This is a genomic window from Anaerococcus obesiensis ph10 (assembly GCF_000311745.1).
Lineage (GTDB): Bacteria > Bacillota > Clostridia > Tissierellales > Peptoniphilaceae > Anaerococcus > Anaerococcus vaginalis.
In genome coordinates, this window is sequence record NZ_HE978531.1 from 399771 (window position 1) to 418082 (window position 18312).

Annotated in this window: 20 protein-coding genes; 1 reads left to right on the plus strand and 19 read right to left on the minus strand. The window is 28.0% G+C overall.

Annotated features, from left to right (window positions below; translation table 11 throughout):
• Positions 1-11 precede the first annotated feature (11 nt).
• The 9 genes from HGAG_RS02025 to recJ form a co-directional block, all read right to left on the minus strand.
• Positions 12-992 (minus strand): NAD(P)H-dependent glycerol-3-phosphate dehydrogenase, encoded by a 981-nt coding sequence (locus HGAG_RS02025; protein ID WP_019117695.1) that lies wholly within the window; start codon positions 990-992, stop codon positions 12-14.
• A gap of 9 nt (positions 993-1001) precedes the next feature.
• Positions 1002-1580: a glycerol-3-phosphate 1-O-acyltransferase PlsY gene (plsY, locus tag HGAG_RS02030; protein ID WP_019117696.1), complete on the minus strand. Its 579-nt coding sequence runs from the start codon at positions 1578-1580 to the stop codon at positions 1002-1004.
• Positions 1577-2893, minus strand: a complete 1317-nt coding sequence (der, locus tag HGAG_RS02035; RefSeq protein WP_019117697.1) for a ribosome biogenesis GTPase Der — start codon at positions 2891-2893, stop codon at positions 1577-1579. The genes plsY and der overlap by 4 nt, the downstream gene beginning before the upstream one ends.
• Before the next feature lie 64 nt (positions 2894-2957).
• The gene (locus tag HGAG_RS02040) at positions 2958-3371 is read right to left on the minus strand and encodes a SoxR reducing system RseC family protein (RefSeq protein ID WP_004838775.1); all 414 of its coding nucleotides are present in this window, start codon (positions 3369-3371) and stop codon (positions 2958-2960) included.
• Positions 3372-3383: 12 nt separating this feature from the next.
• Positions 3384-5141 carry an aspartate--tRNA ligase gene (aspS, locus tag HGAG_RS02045; protein WP_019117698.1) on the minus strand — a complete coding sequence of 586 codons (1758 nt, stop codon included), beginning with the start codon at positions 5139-5141 and terminating at the stop codon, positions 3384-3386.
• A gap of 9 nt (positions 5142-5150) precedes the next feature.
• Positions 5151-5756 carry an MBL fold metallo-hydrolase gene (locus tag HGAG_RS02050; RefSeq protein WP_019117699.1) on the minus strand — a complete coding sequence of 202 codons (606 nt, stop codon included), beginning with the start codon at positions 5754-5756 and terminating at the stop codon, positions 5151-5153.
• Positions 5756-6205, minus strand: coding sequence for a D-aminoacyl-tRNA deacylase (dtd, locus tag HGAG_RS02055; protein WP_019117700.1), 450 nt, complete (start codon positions 6203-6205; stop codon positions 5756-5758). Before dtd ends, HGAG_RS02050 begins: the two co-directional genes overlap by 1 nt.
• Positions 6205-8382 carry a RelA/SpoT family protein gene (locus HGAG_RS02060; RefSeq protein ID WP_019117701.1) on the minus strand — a complete coding sequence of 726 codons (2178 nt, stop codon included), beginning with the start codon at positions 8380-8382 and terminating at the stop codon, positions 6205-6207. Before HGAG_RS02060 ends, dtd begins: the two co-directional genes overlap by 1 nt.
• 8 nt (positions 8383-8390) lie before the next feature.
• Complete coding sequence (gene recJ, locus HGAG_RS02065; protein WP_019117702.1) at positions 8391-10040, minus strand: single-stranded-DNA-specific exonuclease RecJ; 1650 nt, start codon at positions 10038-10040, stop codon at positions 8391-8393.
• 252 nt (positions 10041-10292) lie between these two features.
• Between recJ and HGAG_RS02070 the strand changes: the two genes are divergently transcribed.
• The gene (locus HGAG_RS02070; protein WP_019117703.1) at positions 10293-11675 is read left to right on the plus strand and encodes an alanine/glycine:cation symporter family protein; all 1383 of its coding nucleotides are present in this window, start codon (positions 10293-10295) and stop codon (positions 11673-11675) included.
• Positions 11676-11750: 75 nt separating this feature from the next.
• Here the strand turns inward: HGAG_RS02070 and HGAG_RS02075 are convergent, their stop codons facing one another.
• From HGAG_RS02075 to HGAG_RS02115, 10 genes are all read right to left on the minus strand, one after another.
• Positions 11751-12020 carry a preprotein translocase subunit YajC gene (locus HGAG_RS02075; protein ID WP_234287348.1) on the minus strand — a complete coding sequence of 90 codons (270 nt, stop codon included), beginning with the start codon at positions 12018-12020 and terminating at the stop codon, positions 11751-11753.
• Positions 12010-13134, minus strand: a complete 1125-nt coding sequence (gene tgt / locus HGAG_RS02080; protein ID WP_019117705.1) for a tRNA guanosine(34) transglycosylase Tgt — start codon at positions 13132-13134, stop codon at positions 12010-12012. Before tgt ends, HGAG_RS02075 begins: the two co-directional genes overlap by 11 nt.
• An 8-nt stretch (positions 13135-13142) precedes the next feature.
• Positions 13143-14165: a tRNA preQ1(34) S-adenosylmethionine ribosyltransferase-isomerase QueA gene (queA, locus tag HGAG_RS02085; RefSeq protein WP_019117706.1), complete on the minus strand. Its 1023-nt coding sequence runs from the start codon at positions 14163-14165 to the stop codon at positions 13143-13145.
• The gene (gene ruvB / locus HGAG_RS02090) at positions 14165-15175 is read right to left on the minus strand and encodes a Holliday junction branch migration DNA helicase RuvB (RefSeq protein ID WP_019117707.1); all 1011 of its coding nucleotides are present in this window, start codon (positions 15173-15175) and stop codon (positions 14165-14167) included. Before ruvB ends, queA begins: the two co-directional genes overlap by 1 nt.
• Before the next feature lie 9 nt (positions 15176-15184).
• Positions 15185-15784, minus strand: coding sequence for a Holliday junction branch migration protein RuvA (ruvA, locus tag HGAG_RS02095; protein WP_019117708.1), 600 nt, complete (start codon positions 15782-15784; stop codon positions 15185-15187).
• Positions 15784-16278, minus strand: coding sequence for a crossover junction endodeoxyribonuclease RuvC (gene ruvC / locus HGAG_RS02100; RefSeq protein WP_019117709.1), 495 nt, complete (start codon positions 16276-16278; stop codon positions 15784-15786). The genes ruvA and ruvC overlap by 1 nt, the downstream gene beginning before the upstream one ends.
• A 51-nt stretch (positions 16279-16329) precedes the next feature.
• Positions 16330-16869, minus strand: a complete 540-nt coding sequence (locus HGAG_RS10425) for a hypothetical protein (protein WP_083857211.1) — start codon at positions 16867-16869, stop codon at positions 16330-16332.
• A 20-nt stretch (positions 16870-16889) separates the two neighbouring features.
• Complete coding sequence (locus HGAG_RS11400; protein ID WP_154645829.1) at positions 16890-17036, minus strand: hypothetical protein; 147 nt, start codon at positions 17034-17036, stop codon at positions 16890-16892.
• Between the two features lie 197 nt (positions 17037-17233).
• Entirely contained in the window at positions 17234-17977 is a 744-nt protein-coding gene (locus HGAG_RS02110) for an HAD family hydrolase (RefSeq protein ID WP_019117710.1), read from the minus strand.
• The gene (locus HGAG_RS02115; protein WP_019117711.1) at positions 17964-18311 is read right to left on the minus strand and encodes a hypothetical protein; all 348 of its coding nucleotides are present in this window, start codon (positions 18309-18311) and stop codon (positions 17964-17966) included. The genes HGAG_RS02110 and HGAG_RS02115 overlap by 14 nt, the downstream gene beginning before the upstream one ends.
• Between the last annotated feature and the right edge of the window lies 1 nt (position 18312).

The following is an 18312-nucleotide window of genomic DNA, read 5'->3' on the forward strand; positions in this document are numbered from 1 at the left end:
ACACATCCAATCTAATATTCGCTTTTTTTATCTCTATTCATCAAAACTTCTACAGAATCTTTTGGATTTTTATTTTCAAAAATCACCTTATAAATTTCGTTTGTAATAGGTAGCTCAATATTTTCTTTTTTTGATAGATTGTAAAGAGCCTTTGTAGTTGGAATTCCTTCAACAACTGTTTTAACTTCCTTACAAGCATCATCTAATGAATAGCCTTTTCCAAATAATATTCCACACCTATTATTTCTTGAATGCATACTTGTAGCAGTAACAATTAAATCTCCTATTCCACAAAGTCCATTTATTGTTTTTCTATCTGCTCCTTGGCTTATAGCAAATTTATTCATTTCATAGATTCCTCTAGTCATAATCGCAGCCTTGGTATTATCTCCAAATCCCAAACCTGTAACCATTCCTATGCCAAAAGCTAGTACATTTTTTATAGCTCCACCAATTTCACATCCTATAACATCAGTTGAAGTATATACTCTTAGATAATATTTTGAAAATATATCTTGAATTTCTTTTGCGATTTTTTCATCTTCACAAGCACAAACCAAAGCTGTAGGCATTTTTCTAATCACTTCTTCAGCATGACTTGGCCCTGACAAGACTGCATAAGTGCAATTTGGATTTAATTCGTAAATTACTTGTGATATTCTTTTTAATGTTTTAATTTCTATTCCCTTGGATAAATTAACCAAAATTTTCTCATCAAGACCATCTTTTATATTGCTTAATACTTCTCTTGTATGTTGAGTTGGTATAGCATTAATTATTATTTTATTTTCTAATAAGTCTTCTATTTTATTAGTAGACTTTATATTTTCACTTAATTTTATATCAGCAAAATATTTTTTATTGATATGCAAATCATTTATATTATCTACATCTTGAATATTTCTAGCATACATTAAAACTTCATTGTCTTTTGAAAGGAAATCAGCAATAGCACTTGCCCAACTTCCTGCTCCAATAATTGAAATTTTCATAATACTCCTTTAAAACATTTTCTTTTCTTCATGATTTTTAATTCTAATTATATTTGACCTATGTTCAATTATTATTGTAATTGCTACAAATAATATAATTAGTGTAAAGGCACTTAGACCTTGAAAATAATAAGAAATAAATGGAGCAAGTAAACTTGCACTTAATGATGCTTTTGAAACTGTTCTTGTAAGTAAAAAAACTATTAAAAATAAAATTAATAGACACAAGAAAACTCTCAAATCATAAGCAAACAACGCTCCAGCAGATGTTGCTACCCCTTTTCCGCCCTTAAATTTTAAAAAAATTGAAAATATATGACCTAAAACTACAAAAACAAGAGCAGTTAAAGCATATTTTTCGCCAAGGAAAAACATAGAAAAATAAACTGCCACTAATCCCTTAGCCATATCTAAAAACAAGCAAAAGCAACCTGCAAGTGCTCCAAAATTTCTAAATACATTTGTAGTTCCAGGATTTCCACTTCCCATAATTCTTATATCTTTTTTGAAAAAAACTTTAGCTATTATATAAGAAAAAGGGATAGAACCAATTAAATATGAAAAAAGTGCAACTAAAACAAATTTCATTTTTCTTTCCTTTCTCTAATTTCAAAAGTAAAAGGTACTCCTTGAAGACTATAATTTTGTCTTATTTGATTTTCCAAATATCTTTGATATGAAAAATGCATCAACTCTTTGTCATTTACATGCAATAAAAACTTTGGTGGAGCAGTTTGAACTTGTGAGATATAGAAAATTTTTAATCTTTTCCCCTTATCTTGAGGAGGTGCTGTCATCATTATTGCATCTTGCAAGATAGTATTTAATACTCCAGTTTTTATTCTTGTGTGATAATTGCTATTTACAATTTCAATTAAATTCAAAAGATCTGTAATCCTTTGTCCTTTTAAAACTGAAATAAAAATAATTGGGGCATATAAAGCAAAAGAAAGTTTATTTCTAATTTCTTTTTCCATATTTTTCATTGTATTTGTTTCTTTTTGAACCTTATCCCATTTATTAACAGCAATTATAATTGCTTTTTTCTGGTTGTGAGCATATCCTGCAATTTTTGTATCTTGTTCAGTTACTCCAACTGTTGCATCTATTAAAAACAAACAAATTTCTGAGCTATCAACAGCATCAAAAGTTCTTTGATTAGCATAATATTCTATATTATCGCTTACTTTATTTTTTCTCCTAAGTCCTGCTGTGTCAATCAAAACATAGTTATTATCTTTATATTGCCAATAAGTATCTATGGCATCTCTTGTAGTTCCTGCAATATCGGTAACAATCATTCTTTCTTCATTCAAAAGATGATTTACAAGAGATGATTTACCAGCATTAGGTTTTCCAATTATTGCAATTCTTGTAGCATCTAAATCCGTATCGAATTTAGAAAAATCTATAAAACCAACAATTTTATCTAACAAATCTCCAAGATTTTTTGAACCTTCTGCAGATGTACTAATCAAATCATCAAAACCAAATTGATAAAAATCATAAATATGATCTGGTATATTTGCTCCATCAATTTTGTTTGCTACAACTATAACTTTTTTATTATATTTTCTAATTTCATCAGCTATTTCATAATCGTGTGGATTTATTCCTTCTCTTCCATCTACAACAAAAAGAATTAAATCACTTTCTAATAAGGCTTTTTCAACTTGAGACTTTATTTCTTGATTCATAAGTTCTTTATTTGAAATATCAAGTCCACCCGTATCAGCTAGTATAAATTCATGACCTATCCATTCAACTTTGTCATAAACCCTATCTCTAGTGACTCCATTCACATCTTCTGTAATAGCTTTTCTTTTGCCAACTAATTTATTAAATAATGTCGATTTCCCAACATTAGTTCTTCCTACCAGTGTAACTATTGGTGCGTTCATTATATTCTCCATTAATTTTAAGATAAATAAATAGATAAAGTTAGCAAAGCTAACCTTATCTATATTAGGCTTTTCTTATTGTAATTATATCCTTATTTTCATATCTCTTATCCATCATTCTTAGAATAAAAATAGATATTGCTAAAAATAAAAATATAAACAAAACAGTAAGTAAATTATTATCTAGAAACTTATCTTTAAATATTGTATTGGCTAAAACAGCTCCAAATATCATCATAAAAACTGGAAATAAATAAGTGAAATAAGAAAGTCTATTTACAGTTTTTACATCTGAATCTAGATAAACAAAGTCTCCAGGATTTAGATTTTCATTAGTAAATGTAGTGTAGTAAGATGGTTTTATTTCACAACCACCACATGAAGAGCAAGATCCACATCCTGATTCCTTTTGAATCATTACTTTTACATTGCCATTTAAATTTTCTACGACTATTCCTTTTTTACTAATAGTTTGCATCCAATGCTCCTTTTATTCTTTTACCTCAATGCTTAATTCATTTAAACTTTTTTCATCAACTATACTTGGAGCTTGAGTTAATGGGCAAGTTGCTGATTGAGTTTTTGGAAATGCAATAATATCTTTAATATTTTCAGTTTTTGCAAATAACATTACCAACCTATCAAGTCCATAAGCAAGTCCTGCATGAGGAGGTGTTCCATATTGTAAAGCTTCTATAAAGAAACCAAATTTTTGTTCTATGTCATCATCAGATAATTTTAAAGCCTTAAATACTTTTTCTTGAAGTTCTTGATTGTTTATTCTTACTGAACCTCCACCCATTTCATCACCATTTATTACAATATCGTAAGCTTGAGTTCTTACCTTTTCAGGTTCTGTAAGTAATAAATCAATGTCTTCCTCATTTGGCATTGTAAATGGATGGTGTTGTGAAACGTATCTGTCTTCTTCTTCGCTATATTCAAACATAGGGAAGTTTACAACCCAACAAAAAGCATATTTTTTTTCATAAAGATTTTGATCTTTTGCAACTTTTCTTCTTAAAGCTCCAAGTCCTTCAAGAACTGTTTTATTTTTATCAGCTCCAATTAAAATCAAATCATTATCAGAAATATCTAATTTTTCTATTAAATTTTCAACAATTTCGTCAGTTAAGAATTTTTTAATAGAAGAATTTATATCATCTTTTGAATTAAATTTAATAAAACTCAATCCTTTTAAACCATAATCTTTTACAAAATCTGTTAATTTATCTAATTGCTTTCTTGAATAATTTCCTGCTTGTCCTTTAAAATTAATTGCCCTAACAGAATGGCCTTCTTTGATATTATCTGTAAAAACTTTAAAGTCAGAATTTTTAAATATTTCTGAAATATCATTTATCTTATATCCATATCTTAAATCTGGTTTATCAGATCCGTATGAATTCATAGCTTCAGAATAATCCATTCTTTGGATTGGAAGTTTTAAATCATAGTCAGTAAAATTATCAAAAAGTGTTTTTAATAATCCTTCATTCACTTTAATAACATCATCTTGATCTGCAAAACTTAATTCAAGATCCAGTTGTGTAAATTCTGGTTGTCTATTTGCTCTTAAATCTTCATCTCTAAAACATTTTACTATTTGGAAATACCTATCCAATGAACCAATCATTAACAATTGCTTCATTAATTGTGGAGATTGTGGCAATGCGTAAAACTTTCCTTGATTAACTCTTGATGGAACCAAATAATCTCTTGCTCCTTCTGGAGTTGGTTTTGTAAGAAATGGTGTTTCAACTTCTGTAAATCCATTATCATACATATACTCTCTCATACACCTAACAATATCAGATCTTAATTTTAAATTTTTTTGAACTGATTGTTTTCTCATATCAAGGTATCTGTATTTTAATTTTAAATTTTCACTTACATCATCATCTTCTTTAATATAAATAGGAGGTGTTTTTGCCTTATCTAAAATATTGATTTTACTAGCTATTATTTCTATGTTTCCTGTTGGAATTTCTGGATTTTTAGATTCTCTTTCTCTAACTTCTCCCTTAACTTCCAAAACATATTCTCCAGCTACATCTTTTGCTATTTTATAATTTTCATTATCATCTTCACGTGTTACAATTTGTGTTATACCTGTTTTATCTCTAAGATCTATAAACACCAATGAGCCAAGATTTCTTTTTTTGGCAACCCAGCCCATAAGTACAACTTCATCTCCAATATTTTCTTCTCTAAGTTCGCCACACATGTGACTTCTTTTAAATTCCATACTAACCTCCTAATTTAAAAATGGATTATTTTCTTTTTCAAAACCAATATTACTTGATTGTCCATGTCCTGGATGGATCCTTGTTTTTTCATCATATATAAATATTTTATTTTTTATAGAATTAATCAAAGTGTTAAAATTTCCTCCTGGAAAATCACTTCTTCCAATTGATAAATTAAATAAAGTATCTCCAGAAAAAATATCATCTTCAATTTTATATGACATTGAATCTAAACTATGACCAGAAGTTTTGATAGCTTTTATTTTGAATGGAGAAAATTCTTGACCATCTTTTAAATATGAATCAATTTCTACATTTATATTGCAATATCCTCTAGATAAATTATAGTCTGGATCATTTGCAATATTTTTACTATCATCACTAGCGTAAACATCTACATTCAATTTGTTTTTAAAATATTCAAGCCCCAACACATGATCAAAATGTGTATGGGTTAATAAAATAAACTCTATATTAATTTTATTCTTATCTATATAATTTTCAATTTTTCCACCTGGATAAACTGGGTCAATCAAAAATCCATTTTTATTTTCGTCATAAACTACATAACAATTAGCCATCATTGGCCCTTCTGTGATTTTTTTTATATTCATTAATACAACCTTTCACTATCAAGCTGTATAGTAACAGGTCCATCATTTATTAATGAAACTTCCATATGTGTTTGAAATTTTCCGGTTTTTACATTAAATCCATCATCTTTTAACTCTTTAATCAATATTTCATAATATTCTTCTGCCTTATCTGCACTTGATGAATTTATAAATGAAGGTCTATTTCCTTTTCTTGCATCGCCATATAAGGTAAATTGGCTTACAATTAATAATTCGCCCCCCTCATCTTCTACAGACAAATTCATTTTTCCTTGGTCATCTTCAAAAATTCTTAATTTTTCAATTTTCTTTTTTATATAATCAATATCTTTTTTTGTATCAGAATCTGTTACTGCTACAAAAACCAATAATCCTTCTCCTATTTCTGAAATCAACTCATCAGAAACTTTTACACTTGCTTTTTTTACTTTTTGTACAATTGCTCTCATTAACTTTTCACCCTATATATACTTTCAATCATTTTTATTGTTTTCAATTTCATAATTAATTCATTAAGTTTTTCTGTATTTGGAACTGAAACTGTAAGATCAATAATTCCCTCATGATTTTCATTGCTTCTTACATTCATCGCCTCAATACTTACATTTTCTGTTGAAATTAATTTAGTTATTTCAAAAATAATTCCAGTTTTATCTTTTGTTGTAATTTGTATTCTTACAGGGAACATATCATCAGAATTATTTTGCCAATATACATCAATTAATCTTTCTGGAGATTTTAAGCTTGTTATATTTGGGCAAGTCCTTACATGAACGCTTATGCCATTTCCTTTTGTAATATATCCAACAATTTGATCTCCTGGTACTGGATTACAACATTTTGCAAATTTTACATCCACTTGGTCATCAAGATCGCTTACCCTTACTTCATTAGAAAAAGATTTTTTTGGTTTTTCCTTATTTATATCTAAATCTTCAATTTTTTTAGGCAATTCATCTTTGTGTTTTTTTATCAATTTTTGAATTATTTGGTCTGTATTTGTTTTGCCAAATCCAATCGATGCAAACATTTCATCTTTTGTTGGATAACCTAAGTCGTTTGCAATTTCTATTAGCCAATCATCTTTTATATCTTTTTTGTAAATCTCGTTTGATTTTCTAAGCTCCCTGTATAAGGAATCTTTTCCTATTTCAATATTTTCTTCTTTTCTATATCTTTTGAAAAATTGTTTGATTTTGCTTTTGGCTTGGTTTGATTGGACCATATTTAACCAATCTCTTGATGGACCTTGAGAATTCTTACTTGTAAGAATTTCAACTACATCTCCTGTATTTAGCTTGTGGGAAAATGGAACAATTTTTCCATTTACTTTAGCTCCCACACATTTATTTCCAACTTCTGTGTGAACTCTATAAGCAAAATCAATTGCACAAGAATTTACTGGCAAAGAATAAATTTCTCCTTTTGGAGAATATATATATATTTCTTTTGAGAAAAAATCTCCTTTTAAGGTGTCCAAAAATTCCTTACTATCTACATCCTTGCCACCTTCTTTTTGCCATTCCATAATTTGTCTAATAAAAGTGAGTTTTTCATCAAATTCTGTTGATTTACTTTTATTTTCTTTGTATTTCCAGTGAGCTGCAATTCCATATTCACATTCATAATGCATTTGCCTTGTTCTTATTTGAACTTCAAATGGCTTAGAATCTTCTCCAAATACTGTTGTATGCAAAGACCTATAACCATTCGGCTTTGGTTGTCCAATATAATCTTTAATTCTATTTGGAATTGGTCTCCAGATTGAATGAACTTTTCCCAAAACTTCATAGCAATCTGCAACCGTATCAACTAAAACTCTAACAGCTGTCAAATCATAAATTTCGTTAAATTCAATTTTATTTCTACTCATTTTTTTATAAATTGAAAATAAACCTTTTGGTCTTCCAGAAATTTCATAATTTATATTTGAGGATGAAAGAGCCTTATCCAAAGTTTCAATTATTTGATTTATGTAGGCTTCTCTTTCTCTTCTTTTATTATGAACCATTTGAGCAAGCTCATAATATTCTTCAGGTTTTTGATACCTAAAACATAAGTCCTCAAGCTCCCACTTCATAGTATATATTCCAAGCCTATGTGCTAGTGGAACATAAATTTCTAAAGTTTCACTAGCTGTTTGCTTTTGTTTTTTTTCAGTCTTATATTCCAAAGTTCTCATATTATGCAAACGGTCAGCAAGCTTTATCAAAATAACCCTAATGTCATTGCTCATAGCCAAAACCATTTTTCTAATGTTTTCGGCTTGTTTTTCTTCTTTTGTTTTGTAATTTAATTTTTTAAGCTTTGTAACTCCATCTACTAAAAAAGTTATTTCTTCCCCAAAAATTTCTTTCATTTGTTCTTCTGTTACAGGCGTATCTTCCAAAACATCGTGCATCAATCCAGCGCAAATTGTTTGGTCATCTAACTGCATATTAGATATAGTTGTTGCAACAGCTATTGGGTGAATAAAATAATCTTCTCCAGAATTTCTTTTTTGACCTCTGTGATGATATTCAGCAAAATCATAAGCCTTTTTTATTAAATTAATATCTGCTTGTTCATTATTTTTTAAAATAATTTTTTTGAAATTTAAAAATTCTTTTTGAAAATCTTTTGCCATAATATCACCTACCTTATATCTATTAATTTCACTTGTAAATTTCTTCTACCATTAAATTCATTTATATCTGGATAAAATACAGCGTCAATTCTATTTCCTATTATATTTGCCTTAAATTTATCACTTAAATATTTATAATCTTTTTGTGCGTTAAACTTTATAGCTTCTATATCACGACCATTTTTATTTAAGATCATTTTCATGGTATTATTGTTTTTTCCAATCATATTTATATTTTTTATAAATAGGTTTTTGTCGGCAAATTTTGCTTTTGGATTGTCTTTTCCAAAAGGTTCTAGCCTTTGTAAACTTTCGGCAAATTCGAGTGAAAGTTTGTCTATAGGTATTTGAGCATCAATATTTATAATATTTACAAAATCATCTTTTTTTAATTTTGATTTATCATTTAATTTTTGCCTAAAATCATCAACTTTTTCACTTTTTATAGAAAGTCCGCAAGCCATAGGATGTCCACCGAATGATTCAAGTAGGTCTTTTATTTCAAAAACTTCCTTGTAAATATTATAAGCTTCTATGCTTCTTCCAGAGCCTTTTAAAATCCCATTTTGACTTGACTGAGTCATAATTATAGTAGGTTTATTAAACTTTTCTTTTATTCTTCCTGCTATAATACCACAAATACTTTCTTCAATATTTTCAACATCTACAATAATAATATCATCATTATAATATTTTTTATCTTTTATAATTTCTAAAGTTTTTTCAAGACCTATATTAGTCAATTCTTTTCTTTCAGTATTTAAGCTAACAAGTTTTTTTGCATAAGTACGAATTTTTTCTATATCATCTTCCATTAGCATATCAATAGCAAGTTTTGCAGTAGAAAGTCTACCAGTAGCATTCATACATGGTCCAATAATAAATCCTAGCGTATAAGCACTAACTTCTCTATTCCAAGAATTTTCTTCAACCAAGGCTTTTATAGCTAGTTTTTCAGTATTATTAATTCTTTTTAGACCTTCTCTTACAAAAATTCTATTTTCATCAGTAAGTGAAACAACATCACAAACAGTTCCCATAGCTACATATTCCAATAAACCATATAAGTATTCCATATCTCCATCAAGTCTTTGGTACAAAGCTTGTATTAATTTAAAAGCAACTCCTGCTCCGCACAAATCATCAAATGGATAAGTATTGTCAAGTCTTTTTGGATTTATAACGCAATCAGCTTGAGGTAAAATTTGCTCAACCCATTCCCCATCTTCTTTTTTTGAAACTTGATGGTGGTCGGTTATTATAACTTTAATCCCATTTTCTTTTAATCTTTTAACCTGATCAATAGCACTAATTCCATTATCGCAAGTGATAATAAGACTTACATTTGCTTCAATCGCCCTATCAATCATTCTATCGCTAATCCCATAGCCATCAATAACCCTATCTGGAATATCATAGCTTATATCATCATAAAAATATAATAAGCCATCCAAAAGTGTCATAGTTGAGCTTATACCATCTTGATCATAATCTCCAAAAATCCTAATAGATTCTCCGTTTTCCATAGTTTCAATAATCAAATCAATAGCTTTTTCCATATCTTTTAATAAAAAAGGATCATGAAGCTTTTCTAAAGTAGGATTAATAAAACTATCAACAACTTTCGGATCAACTATATCTCTATTTGCAAGTATCAATGCTTCTAATTTGGTAATATTTTTATTTTTTAAATTTGATAAATAATTATTTTTTTATTATATATATACCACTTGGTCATAATTTCCTCTCTTATGAATAAATTATACCATTTTTAGAATCAATATAAAGATATGGGTACAAGCAATGTTAATTATAAAATACAAAGTTAAAAATTTTGATAAATTATAAATTATTTTGCATTTATTTTAAATGATGATAAAATAATAAAATAAAATTTAATGGAGAATTATATGGTAGATATATTAAAAAGTTTTAATGATTTGCTATGGGGTTTGCCTTTGATTTTGGCAATTGCTGGAACAGGAATATACATAAGCATAAAAACTCAAGCAATTCAATTTAGAAAATTAGGATACGCTTTAAAAAATACTTTGGGAAAAATTTTTGAAAAAAATAGCCATCATGCCAAGGGAGATATAAGTCCTTTTGGTGCATTAGCAACGGCTCTTGCAGCTACAGTTGGTACTGGAAATATTGTTGGTGTTTCTCTTGCAATTATTCTGGGAGGACCTGGTGCAATATTTTGGATGTGGATTGCAGCCTTATTAGGAATGGCTACAAAATTTTCTGAAGTAACCTTAGCAGTTACTTATAGGGAAAAGAAAAATGGAAAATATGTTGGCGGACCAATGTATTATATTGAAAAGGGTCTAAATAATAAAAAACTTGCAAAAACTTTTGCAATTTTTGCAGGAATTGCCGTTTTTGGAATTGGAGATTCTACCCAATCAAATGCAATTTCAGGTGTACTTAAAGATACTTTTGGAGTAAATACAATAATTAGTGGAATAATTTTATCGATTATAGCGGGTGTTGTAATAGTTGGAGGAATAAATTCAATTACAAAAGTTACTGAAAAGTTGGTTCCATTAATGTCCCTTCTTTACATTCTTGGTTGTTTATGGATTTTATTTTTAAACAAAGCAAATATTTTGCCAGCTTTTAAATCAATTTTTCTAGGAGCCTTTAGTCCAAAAAGTCTTGGCGGTTCTTTTGCTGGTCTTTCTGTTAAAGCAGTTATATCTGCTGGTGTTGCTAGAGGAGTTTTTACAAACGAAGCTGGTTTAGGTTCATCTCCTATGGCTCATGCGTGTGCAACAACTGATCATCCTGTACGTCAAGGTCTTTGGGGAATTAGCGAAGTTTTTGTAGATACAATTATAATCTGTACCATGACAGCTTTAGTAATTCTTTCTACAAATGTAGATATTACTGATACAAACAATGCAGCAAGCCTTGTTGCACGTGCTTTTGCAACAGGCTCAAGTTTTGGAAATATTATAGTATGCGTTGGCTTAAGTCTTTTTGCCTTATCAACAATTCTTGGATGGGCATATTATGGAGAAACTGCTCTTACATATTTATTTGGAGATAAAATTATAATTCATTATAGAATTTTGTATGTTATTTTCGTTTTTGTTGGAGCAAATATTGATCTTGGAGTAGCTTGGATTGTGGCAAATATTTTAAATGGTTTTATGGCTTTGCCAAATCTTTTTGCAGTTGTCACTCTTAGTCCTGTTGTAGTGAAACTAAGTAATGATTTCTTTAAAAATCCAGAAAAAATCAGAAAAAGTCCAGAAGAATATAAATCATGTATAGAAATAAAATAAAATATTTATATAATCCCCAATAAAAAAGCCTAGCTTAGACCAAATTAATTAAAGTCCAAGCTAAGCTTTTTTATTTTAAATTTCTATAATATTTTCGATACTTTCAATATTTACTAAAATATATGAAAATTTGTCATCTTTTCCGCTAACAATAAGGCAATCTGTCTTATTAAATTCTACTACTTCTCCAATAATTTTACTTTCAGTTATAATTTTTGAACCGATTTTAAGATTTTCTTTTATAAATTTTTTATTCTTTTTCCTATTTATATCGTCCTTTAAGGAATAAAAATAAAACATCAAAGCTAAAATTATTAAAATAATATATTCTAATTTAAGATTCATATCCATACTTTTTATAAAATTCTTTTTTAAATTCCAAAAATCTATCTTCCATTATAGCTTTTCTTATATTTTCACATAATTTAAGTAAGAAATATAAATTATGATAAGTTAAAAGCCTTGCTCCCAAAATTTCATTTACATTTACAAGGTGTCTTAGGTAAGCTCGTGAATAATTTCTACAAGTATAACAATCACAATCATGATCAAGTGGCGTGAAATCTTCCTTGTATTTTGCATTTCTTACAACAAGTCTTCCCTCTGATGTTATAGCTGTTCCATTTCTTGCAATTCTTGTAGGCAAAACACAATCAGCCATATCAATTCCTGCTTCAAAAGATTCAAATAAATAATCAGGACTTCCTACACCCATATTATATCTTGGTTTATCTTCTGGTAAAAGTGGAGTTGTATATTTTAAAAGTCTTATCATTTCCTCTTTTGGCTCTCCAACAGATAAACCTCCCAATGAATATCCATCAAAATCCATTGCACAAGTTTCTTCAACTGATCTTTTTCTTAAATCTTCAAACATTCCACCTTGAATAATTCCAAATAAGGATTGATCTTTGTGGGAATTTTTTTTGTGATAATCAAGTCCTCTTTTTGCCCACCTAATTGTTCTTTCTATAGATTCTTCTACATATTTATAATCTGCAGGATAAGGAATACATTCATCAAAGCTCATCATTATATCTGAATGAATATCATTTTGAATTTCAATTGACTTTTCTGGTGTAAATAAATGTTTTGAACCGTCAATGTGGGATCTAAAAACTACACCTTTTTCAGAAATATCTCTTGTATCTGACAAAGAAAAAACTTGAAATCCACCACTATCTGTTAGAATTGGTCCATTCCAATTCATAAATTTATGAAGACCGCCAGCTTTTTTCATAATATCCATGCCTGGTCTTAAATACAAATGATAGGTGTTTCCCAAAATTATTTTTGCATCAATTTCTTTTAATTCTTCAACACTCATAGTTTTTACAGTAGCCTTTGTTCCAACTGGCATAAAAATCGGTGTTGGTATATCTCCATGGTCTGTGTGAATTATTCCACATCTTGCATTGGAATATTTATCTTTTTTTATTAATTCATATTTTATCGGCATTTTCTCTCCTATTTCAAAAACATTGCATCGCCAAAGCTAAAGAACCTATATTTTTTATCAACAGCATCCTTATAAGCATCTAAAATTATTTCTTTGCTAGCTAAAGCTGACACAAGCATTATTAGAGTAGATTTTGGCAAATGAAAATTTGTTATTTGACAATCTATAACATTAAATTCAAATCCAGGATAAATAAATATATCAGTCCAACCTGAATCTTCTTTTATTTGTCCATTTTTTTTGTAAACTGATTCAAGTGTTCTTGTAGTTGTAGTTCCTGTTGAAATAATTCTCTTATTATTTTTCTTTGTTTCATTTATTAAATCTGCAGTTTCTTTGCTTATTTGATAAAATTCAGAATGCATTTTATGATTTTTTACATCATCAACTTTTACAGGTCTAAATGTTCCAAGCCCTACATTTAAAGTTATATATGCTAATTTAACACCTTTTTCTTCAATTTTTTTAAGTAATTCTTTTGTAAAATGAAGACCGGCTGTTGGTGCAGCAACTGAACCAGGATTTTTGGAATAAACTGTTTGGTATCTTTCTTTATCTTTTAGTTTTTCTTTTATATAAGGTGGCAAAGGCATATTTCCAAGTCTATCTAAAATTTCTTGAAAAATTCCATCATAGAAAAATTCAACAATCCTATTTCCATCTTCTTTAATATCAATAACTTCAAGACTTAATTCATCAGAAAAAATACATTTTGTTCCGATTTTCATTTTTTTCCCTGGCTTTACAAGTACTTCCCACTTATCATCTTCAACATTTTCAAGCAAAAATACTTCTATTTTTTCTTCTTTTCCTTCTCTATGACCAAAAAGTCTTGCAGGAATAACTCTTGTATCATTCATTACAAGAAGGTCGCCTTCATTTAAATAATCAATAATATCATAAAAATGTTTATCTTCTCTTTTACCAGTTTTTCTATCAACAACCATTAATCTAGAAAAATCTCTCTTATCTGCTGGATGTTGAGCAATTAATTCTTCTGGTAAATTGTAATCAAAATCTTCTGTTCTCATTATTTATCCTCATATTTTAATCCGTAATGTTCATAAGCTTTTCTTGTCAAAATTCTTCCTCTTGGAGTTCTTGTTAAAAACCCAATTTGTAATAAATATGGCTCATAAACATCTTCTATTGTAATATTTTCAATTCCTGTTGATGCAGCAATAGTATCAATTCCAACAGGACCTCCTGAAAAATTTTCATACATAGTTAGAACTATTTTTTTATCCATATTATCAAGTCCCATAGGATCAACTTCTAATAATTCTAAGCCCTCACAAGATGTTTCATAATCTATAATTTCATCTTTTTTTACTATTGCATAATCTCTTACTCTTCTTAAAAGTCTATTTGCAATTCTTGGCGTTCCTCTACTTCTTCTAGCTATTTCAAAAGCTCCCTTATCCTCTATTGGAATTTCTAAAATATCAGCAGACCTTTTTACAATTTTTGTTAAATCTTTTGTATCATATAGGTTTAAGGATAATAAAACGCCAAACCTATCCCTTAATGGTGCAGAAAGCATTCCAGCTCTTGTTGTAGCACCAACCAAAGTAAATTTTTCCAAATCTATTCTAATAGACTGAGCATTTGGTCCTTTTCCTACAATAATATCAAGGGCAAAATCTTCCATAGCAGGATATAAAATTTCTTCAACTGATCTATTTATCCTATGAATTTCATCAATAAATAAGACATCTCCCTTGTCAAGATTTGTAAGAATACTTGCAAGGTCGGATGGTCTTTCTATAGCAGGTCCACTTGTAATTCTAATATTAACTCCCAATTCATTGGCAATTATATTTGAAAGAGTTGTCTTACCAAGTCCTGGAGGACCTTGCAATAAAACATGGTCAAGAGCTTCTTCTCTTTTTTTTGATGATTCAATAAAAATTTTCAATTTTTCTTTAGCCTTATCTTGACCTATATAATCTTTTAGCCACTTTGGCCTTATAGTCATTTCCTTATATTTATCATTTATTTGCTCATTAGAGCCAACTATTCTTTCGTTTTGATCATACATATAATCACCTTAAATCATTCGCTTCAAAGACTCTTTAATAATTTCTTCAAGACTAAGATCACTATCTTTTAGGCTAGCAAGAACTTTATCTATGCTATTTCTTTGATAGCCAAGATTAAGTAAAGCCTCTCTTGCAACTTCAATTTCTCCATTAGAAGTAATATCATCAATATCCGGGTTAGAAATTGAAATATCATCATTAATAGCCATTTTCTTAACCTTATCAACAAGCTCAAGAATAATTCTTGATGCAGTTTTTTTACCAATCCCCTTAGCCTTGGTTAAAGTATCAATATCATTATTTACTATAGCAAGTTTAATCTTATCTACATTTAAAGTTGACAAAATTGCTATAGCGTTTTTAGGTCCTATTGTAGATACACTTGTCAAAAGCTCAAAAACTTCTAATTCATCTTTTGATGAAAAACCAAATAAAGATATATCATCTTCTCTTACATTCATTTTTGTAAAAATTTTAAATTCATTATTTATTTCAAGAGTTTTTATAGTATTAAAAGAAGAATTAATAAAGTAACCTATATTGTTATTTTCAATTACAAAATTATCTTCTCCTATATATTTTATTTCTCCAATTATATAACTAATCATTAATTCATCCTAAATTGTTCTTTAAATCTTTGACTAAAAGCGTGAGTTAAAGATACTGCCAAAGCATCAGCAGCATCATCAGGTTTTGGAATTTCACTTAAATTTAGTAAAGTTGTAACTGTTTGTTGCATTTGTTTTTTATTCGCCCTACCAAATCCAGTAATAGCTTGTTTTATTTGTAAAGGAGTATATTCGTAAATCGGAAGATTATTTACTTGCGCACACAAAACTTGCACTCCCCTTGCATGTCCTACAGTAATAGCCGTTTTAACATTTTGATTAAAAAATAATTCCTCTATGGCAAATTCATCTGGCTTATACTGTTTAATTATATCATTTAAATTATCATATAAAATTTTGAGCCTTTCAGGAGTTTTAGTTTTTGAAGAAGTTGTAACGACACCATTTTCCAAAACCTTATACCTATTTCCATTAACTTCTAAAACTCCATAACCCATAATAGCAATTCCTGGATCAATCCCTAAAATAATCATACTAACCTTTCTTAAACTTACAATTAAAAAAGGGCTAATTGCCCTTTTGTTTTAATGATACCTATTAACAACTTCTATACAAAGTCCCTTCCAATAATAATTAGCATAGACATCAATAGCTATATTGTAAAGTAGGCTTACTAATTTATCATTAATTTCTTGAGCCTGCTTTAATGTAATATCTTCGGTATAAATCATATCAATATCAAAAGCTAATTGCTTATTAGTGTTCACATCAAGATTTAAAACTTTTAACTTTAAATACGTATCAGCATATATTTTTACACTTTTTCTAATACTTGAAACCAAATCTTTATTGTCATAAATCTTTTTTATATAATTATTTTTCTCTTGATTAACATAAGGATTATCTTCTGTAAAAATTTCATTTTCTTCAAATAAAAAAACATCCCCATAATAGTTAATAGCAAGATACTCTAAATCATCAATTAATTTTTTATCTTTAAAAGCTTCATATTCACTTTTTAAAGTCAATAAAAATTCAAACCTGTCCAAATCATTTCCTATTGTTTTATCTAAGCTAATAATGATTTGATCTATATCAGACAGATACCAAAAATTCTTTTTCAAATTTTTTAATATATATGGTTTTATGAAAAATTTATTTTTTTATAATTTCTAAAATTTTTATTATCATATAATGACATCAATGTATTTAATGAAGATATATCTTCATTAATTAAATAATCATATTCAAGTTTTTCAATTATTGGTTTTTTTTCCGCACTTGATGTCATATTTCTTATCCCTCTTCTTAGTCTGTAAATAAATTTTAACATAAAATCAAATAAATTTATTTAAGTTTATTTACAGAAAAATAAAAATAGCTAAAACAAATGAATAATTTATGCAATATTTCCTAAATATTGTATAAATTAATTGTAAATTAGCTATTTAAAAAAATTCAATTTAATTTTATTCATTGAAAAATTTATTAAAATTGATGAAAATCTACATTCAAATCACTTAACAAAAAAGTATAGTTTACATCTTTTCTTTCAACATGAATTTTCGTTTTTTCTCTTAATTTTTTATTATTATATAATCTTTCTATAAGTTCATAGCTTGGATTTATAGCATGAGCATTTCCAACTTTTTCAAACATAGAAAAATCCCCATTAGTATCTCCATAAGCATGTGAATTTTCTAAGTCTATATCATATTTTTCTGTCAAAAAATCAATTGATTTTTTCTTATTTTTGCTATCCCACATTGGCAATATTTTGCCTGTAAATTTATCTTTATCATCAAAAATATATTTTGTTGCAATAGTATGGTCAGCTCCATAAATTTTTGCAAAATCTCTAACCAAAAAATCTGGAGAGCCTGAAATCACAAATATTTTATATCCCATTTTTTTGTGATATTCTAAGGCATTTTTTGTCACTCTATAAATTTTACTTTGATTATTTTCGATAACTTTTTTTGCGTATATATTAATAGTAAGCTTATCGATGCCTTTTAAATTTTGTTGATAAAGCAATGATGCTTTATCAAGGTAATCTTCATAAGGACCTTTTCTATCTTGATATTTTTGATATAAGGGTTTCACATTTTCTTCCCAATTTTCCTTATCTAAAATTCCATCTTTTGTCATCAAAAAATAATGTTCTATTAATAATGAATTTCTAAATAAGGTTCCATCTATATCAAAAAATGCTGCCTTATTTTTTTGCATTTTTTTTCACCTTTTTTTGCTGATTGCTATCATCTTTTACACCATTAACCAAATCGATTATAATTGCAGCAAATATTCCTATAAAGGCATTTGATAGTAAAATCACTCCTATCCATGCCAAATTAAGTCCTATTGCTGTTGTTAAATTTACAAAAGCTATAATTCCAATAGCCAATCCAACAATTCCTATTATAAAAGATGGGTAAAATTTTACAATTTTATCGTCATTATTTTTGCTTATAAAATATGTCAACCCTATTATCACTAATGATAAGATTGGCAAAACAATAAGCTTTGATATATTATTTGCTACTAAAGTTATTAAACCTGCCATA

Bases quoted from the DNA above. Each gene is read 5' to 3' on its own strand.
- HGAG_RS02025 (WP_019117695.1), bottom strand. From the start codon at position 992: ATGAAAATTTCAATTATTGGAGCAGGAAGTTGGGCAAGTGCTATTGCT.
- plsY (WP_019117696.1), bottom strand. From the start codon at position 1,580: ATGAAATTTGTTTTAGTTGCACTTTTTTCATATTTAATTGGTTCTATC.
- der (WP_019117697.1), bottom strand. From the start codon at position 2,893: ATGAACGCACCAATAGTTACACTGGTAGGAAGAACTAATGTTGGGAAA.
- HGAG_RS02040 (WP_004838775.1), bottom strand. From the start codon at position 3,371: ATGCAAACTATTAGTAAAAAAGGAATAGTCGTAGAAAATTTAAATGGC.
- aspS (WP_019117698.1), bottom strand. From the start codon at position 5,141: ATGGAATTTAAAAGAAGTCACATGTGTGGCGAACTTAGAGAAGAAAAT.
- HGAG_RS02050 (WP_019117699.1), bottom strand. From the start codon at position 5,756: ATGAATATAAAAAAAATCACAGAAGGGCCAATGATGGCTAATTGTTAT.
- dtd (WP_019117700.1), bottom strand. From the start codon at position 6,205: ATGAGAGCAATTGTACAAAAAGTAAAAAAAGCAAGTGTAAAAGTTTCT.
- HGAG_RS02060 (WP_019117701.1), bottom strand. From the start codon at position 8,382: ATGGCAAAAGATTTTCAAAAAGAATTTTTAAATTTCAAAAAAATTATT.
- HGAG_RS02070 (WP_019117703.1), top strand. From the start codon at position 10,293: ATGGTAGATATATTAAAAAGTTTTAATGATTTGCTATGGGGTTTGCCT.
- HGAG_RS02075 (WP_234287348.1), bottom strand. From the start codon at position 12,020: ATGAATCTTAAATTAGAATATATTATTTTAATAATTTTAGCTTTGATG.
- tgt (WP_019117705.1), bottom strand. From the start codon at position 13,134: ATGCCGATAAAATATGAATTAATAAAAAAAGATAAATATTCCAATGCA.
- queA (WP_019117706.1), bottom strand. From the start codon at position 14,165: ATGAGAACAGAAGATTTTGATTACAATTTACCAGAAGAATTAATTGCT.
- ruvB (WP_019117707.1), bottom strand. From the start codon at position 15,175: ATGTATGATCAAAACGAAAGAATAGTTGGCTCTAATGAGCAAATAAAT.
- ruvA (WP_019117708.1), bottom strand. From the start codon at position 15,784: ATGATTAGTTATATAATTGGAGAAATAAAATATATAGGAGAAGATAAT.
- ruvC (WP_019117709.1), bottom strand. From the start codon at position 16,278: ATGATTATTTTAGGGATTGATCCAGGAATTGCTATTATGGGTTATGGA.
- HGAG_RS11400 (WP_154645829.1), bottom strand. From the start codon at position 17,036: ATGACATCAAGTGCGGAAAAAAAACCAATAATTGAAAAACTTGAATAT.
- HGAG_RS02110 (WP_019117710.1), bottom strand. From the start codon at position 17,977: ATGCAAAAAAATAAGGCAGCATTTTTTGATATAGATGGAACCTTATTT.
- HGAG_RS02115 (WP_019117711.1), bottom strand. From the start codon at position 18,311: ATGGCAGGTTTAATAACTTTAGTAGCAAATAATATATCAAAGCTTATT.